Raw genomic sequence first — 5,544 nt, forward strand, 5'->3', positions numbered from 1 at the left:
AATCAGAACAAAACACACACCCAACCAAACCCCAGGGTTCGCTGGTGTGTAGTGCCGTTCCAGACACTGCATAACAAACGCGAGTACACAACCCTTGCGACAAAAACCACTTTTAAACGTCAAAGCAACAACAAATTGTGTTGAACATCGGCTAATTAGTACCGGTCACCTCCATCACTCACATGACTTCCAGATCCGGCCTATCAACCCCATAATCTATAGGGAACCTCAAAAGAAACCTCATCTCAGAACAGGCTTCCCGCTTAGATGCTTTCAGCGGTTATCCCTCCCATACGTAGCCAACCAGCCATGCCACGGGCGTGACAACTGGCCCACCAGAGGTATGTCCGTCCCGGTCCTCTCGTACTAGGGACAGCCTTCTTCAAGTTTCAACGCGCACGGCGGATAGAGACCGAACTGTCTCACGACGTTCTAAACCCAGCTCGCGTGCCGCTTTAATGGGCGAACAGCCCAACCCTTGGGACCTACTCCAGCCCCAGGATGCGACGAGCCGACATCGAGGTGCCAAACCATCCCGTCGATATGGACTCTTGGGGAAGATCAGCCTGTTATCCCCGGGGTACCTTTTATCCGTTGAGCGACACCGCTTCCACAAGCCGGTGCCGGATCACTAGTCCCTACTTTCGTACCTGCTCGACCTGTCAGTCTCACAGTCAAGCTCCCTTGTGCACTTACACTCAACACCTGATTGCCAACCAGGCTGAGGGAACCTTTGGGCGCCTCCGTTACACTTTGGGAGGCAACCGCCCCAGTTAAACTACCCACCAGGCACTGTCCCTAACCCGGATCACGGGCCGAGGTTCAGATGCCCAATCCGATCAGAGTGGTATTTCACCAACGACTCCACAACCACTAGCGTGACCGCTTCACAGTCTCCCACCTATCCTACACAAACCGAACCGAACACCAATACCAAGCTATAGTGAAGGTCCCGGGGTCTTTTCGTCCTGCCGCGCGTAACGAGCATCTTTACTCGTACTGCAATTTCACCGGGCCTGTGGTTGAGACAGCAGGGAAGTCGTTACGCCATTCGTGCAGGTCGGAACTTACCCGACAAGGAATTTCGCTACCTTAGGATGGTTATAGTTACCACCGCCGTTTACTGGGGCTTAAATTCTCCGCTTCGGACAAACGTCCTAACAGGTCCTCTTAACCTTCCAGCACCGGGCAGGCGTCAGTCCGTATACATCGACTTAAAGTCTTCGCACGGACCTGTGTTTTTAGTAAACAGTCGCTTCCCTCTATTCTCTGCGACCACCACCAGCTCAACACGTCGTTCACCAGTAGTGGCACCCCTTCTCCCGAAGTTACGGGGCCATTTTGCCGAATTCCTTAACCACAGTTCACCCGAACGCCTTAGTATTCTCTACCTGACCACCTGTGTCGGTTTACGGTACGGGCCGTACATGCACTCACTAGAGGCTTTTCTCGACAGCATAGGATCACCAACATCCCCACAACGGGTACGCATCACGCCTCACCCTACATGCAGGACGGATTTACCAAATCCTGCGGGCCACACGCTTACACCACAATCCAATAAGTGGCTTGGCTACCTTCCTGCGTCACCCCATCGCTTGGCTACTACCAGATCAGGTCCTACGCATCCACACACCACACACACAAAATGCATGCAGCATACTTCAGGGCAGTTAGTATCACTGATTCACCATTGGTCGCACACACACGGGTACGGGAATATCAACCCGTTAACCATCGACTACGCCTGTCGGCCTCGCCTTAGGACCCGACTCACCCTGGGAAGATTAGCTTGACCCAGGAACCCTTAGTCATCCGGCGGATACGTTTCACACGCATCATTCGCTACTCATGCCTGCATTCTCACTCGCATAACCTCCACCACACGGTCACCCGGCAGCTTCAACGATCACACGACGCTCCCCTACCAACCCAACAACAGTTGAGTTCCGCGGTTTCGGCGGTGTACTTGAGCCCCACTACATTGTCGGCGCAGAACCACTCGACCAGTGAGCTATTACGCACTCTTTCAAGGATGGCTGCTTCTAAGCCAACCTCCTGGCTGTCTTCGCGATCCCACATCCTTTTCCACTTAGCACACTCTTAGGGGCCTTAACCGGCGATCTGGGCTGTTTCCCTCTCGACTAACGAAGCTTATCCCCCGCAGTCTCACTGCCGCGCTCTGACTTACCGGCATTCGGAGTTTGGCTGACGTCGCTAAGATGATAGTCCCGCTCAACCAACCAGTAGCTCTACCTCCGGCAAGAAACACACGACGCTGCACCTAAATGCATTTCGGGGAGAACCAGCTATCACGGAGTTTGATTGGCCTTTCACCCCTACCCACAACTCATCCCCTCAGTTTTCAACCTAAGTGGGTTCGCGCCTCCACAGCCTCTTACAGCTGCTTCACACTGGCCATGGGTAGATCACCCCGCTTCGGGTCCAGGACATGCCACTAAAAACACCCTCATTAGGATTCGGTTTCCCTACGGCTACCCCACATAACGGGTTAACCTCGCGACATGCCGCTGACTCGCAGGCTCATTCTTCAAAAGGCACGCCATCACCCCAAAAGGCTCTGACGGCTTGTAGGCACACGGTTTCAGGTACTATTTCACTCCCCTCCCGGGGTACTTTTCACCATTCCCTCACGGTACTCATACACTATCGGTCACAATAAGTATTCAGGCTTACCGGGCGGTCCCGGCAGATTCACAGCAGATTCCACGAGCCCGCTGCTACTCGGGTATCACATCAACCCCAACACCACATGCTTTCACGTACCGGACTCTCACCGTCTACGGCAGGCCATTCCAAACCACTTCCGCTAACACACAATGCCAAGGCACGGCATGGCAGCACCGCACAACACAACCCCACAACCCCACACACGCAACCCCTGCCAGGTATCACACGCATGCAGTTTAGCCAAAATCCACGTTCGCTCGCCGCTACTAGCAGAATCATTATTATTTTCTTCTCCTACGGGTACTGAGATGTTTCACTTCCCCGCGTTACCACCACACAAACTATGAATTCATCCATGCAGCGACCACACACAACTGTGGCCAGGTTTCCCCATTCGGACACCCTCGGATCAACGCTCGATTGACAACTCCCCGAGGACTATCGCGGCCTTCCACGTCCTTCATCGGCTTATCATGCCCAAGGCATCCACCGTGCGCCCTTCACAGACAACACAAAATACTAAGACACCCACACACCAACAACCCACACCACAACAGTGCAGACCATCAGCGCATGAACACAATGATTTCAAACAAAAATCACAAAAAAGAAGATACTCGCGTCCACTATACAGTTCTCAAACAACACAACACCCAAAACAACACAATCACCATCATCGGCAACCACATCACTTCAAGGCGCTCACACAGGAACAAAATAGATTGTCCCAGACACCCAACAGCCATGACAAACCAAAAACACCTTTGCTAACCCAACCCCACAGACAGTGCCAACCCCAACACACGCACACTCTTAAACAAACAATGCGACACGATCCAACAACCAACAACCACAACAAAAATGGTTGAACCGGTTACCTATTCACCCAGAAACAAAAATAAACAAAAATACTCCTTAGAAAGGAGGTGATCCAGCCGCACCTTCCGGTACGGCTACCTTGTTACGACTTCGTCCCAATCGCCAATCCCACCTTCGACAGCTCCCTAACAAGTTTGGGCCACTGGCTTCGGGTGTTACCAACTTTCATGACGTGACGGGCGGTGTGTACAAGGCCCGGGAACGTATTCACCGCAGCGTTGCTGATCTGCGATTACTAGCGACTCCGACTTCATGGAGTCGAGTTGCAGACTCCAATCCGAACTGAGACCGGCTTTAAGGGATTAGCTCCACCTCACGGTATCGCAACCCACTGTACCGACCATTGTAGCATGTGTGAAGCCCTGGACATAAGGGGCATGATGATTTGACGTCATCCCCACCTTCCTCCGAGTTAACCCCGGCAGTCTCTCGCGAGTCCCCACCATAACGTGCTGGCAACACAAGACAAGGGTTGCGCTCGTTGCGGGACTTAACCCAACATCTCACGACACGAGCTGACGACAACCATGCACCACCTGTACACCAGCCACAAGGGAAACTACATCTCTGCAGCGATCCGGTGTATGTCAAGCCCAGGTAAGGTTCTTCGCGTTGCATCGAATTAATCCACATGCTCCGCCGCTTGTGCGGGCCCCCGTCAATTCCTTTGAGTTTTAGCCTTGCGGCCGTACTCCCCAGGCGGGGCGCTTAATGCGTTAGCTACGGCACGGGAATCGTAAATAAAACCCCCACACCTAGCGCCCACCGTTTACGGCATGGACTACCAGGGTATCTAATCCTGTTCGCTACCCATGCTTTCGCTCCTCAGCGTCAGTAACTGCCCAGAGACCTGCCTTCGCCATCGGTGTTCCTCCTGATATCTGCGCATTTCACCGCTACACCAGGAATTCCAGTCTCCCCTACAGCACTCTAGTTATGCCCGTATCGCCTGCACGCCCGAAGTTAAGCCCCGGGATTTCACAGACGACGCGACAAACCACCTACGAGCTCTTTACGCCCAGTAATTCCGGACAACGCTCGCACCCTACGTATTACCGCGGCTGCTGGCACGTAGTTAGCCGGTGCTTCTTATCCAGGTACCGTCACCAAAAAGGCTTCTTCCCTAGCGAAAGGAGTTTACAACCCGAAGGCCTTCATCCCCCACGCGGCGTCGCTGCATCAGGCTTGCGCCCATTGTGCAATATTCCCCACTGCTGCCTCCCGTAGGAGTCTGGGCCGTGTCTCAGTCCCAATGTGGCCGTACACCCTCTCAGGCCGGCTACCCGTCGTCGCCTTGGTAGGCCATTACCCCACCAACAAGCTGATAGGCCGCGGGCTCATCTTGCACCGAAAAACTTTCCACCACACACACTAAAGCATGGTCCTATCCGGTATTAGACCCAGTTTCCCAGGCTTATCCCGAAGTGCAAGGCAGATCACCCACGTGTTACTCACCCGTTCGCCACTCGAGTACCTCTGCAAGCAGAGGCCTTTCCGTTCGACTTGCATGTGTTAAGCACGCCGCCAGCGTTCGTCCTGAGCCAGGATCAAACTCTCCATAAAAATGTCATCAGACACAGGCGAGCCTGAAAACCAGGCAAACAAAAAACAAAATTACTGACAAAAGAATTGAAAAAAGGATAAATAAATCACATCAACCAACACCAACAAAACATTGCTGGTCATCGACCGACACAACATACATCCACCACTTCAAACAAAACCATCATCAGCCCAACGCACACCCAACAAAAAAGGCACCACGCTGGGATACGCACATTACATAACGCGGAGACGTTAACACCACGCTGGCGTAACCACCATCAACCCACAATCCATATGAGCCAACGAGAAGCTGAAACAAGTCACAAAGCAAAAGACATACAATGCATCAGAATCAACACAAAGGTTGGTCAACAAAGTATCTAAACTTGGTTCATCACGCTATTGAGTTCTCAAACAACCTACGCACAC

2 rRNA genes are annotated in these 5,544 nt (G+C 52.8%); both read right to left on the bottom strand.

The annotated features are described in order from the left end of the window. Window positions 1–134: 134 nt before the first annotated feature. Window positions 135–3,205: ribosomal RNA gene (locus tag AC05K6_RS10090) — 23S ribosomal RNA — on the bottom strand. A 405-nt stretch (window positions 3,206–3,610) separates the two neighbouring features. Continuing rightward, a 16S ribosomal RNA gene (locus AC05K6_RS10095) occupies window positions 3,611–5,133 on the bottom strand. Together the 16S and 23S rRNA genes form the textbook arrangement of a ribosomal RNA operon. Window positions 5,134–5,544: the final 411 nt, after the last annotated feature.

The sequence above is a fragment of the Corynebacterium sp. TUM25020 genome (assembly GCF_056388495.1).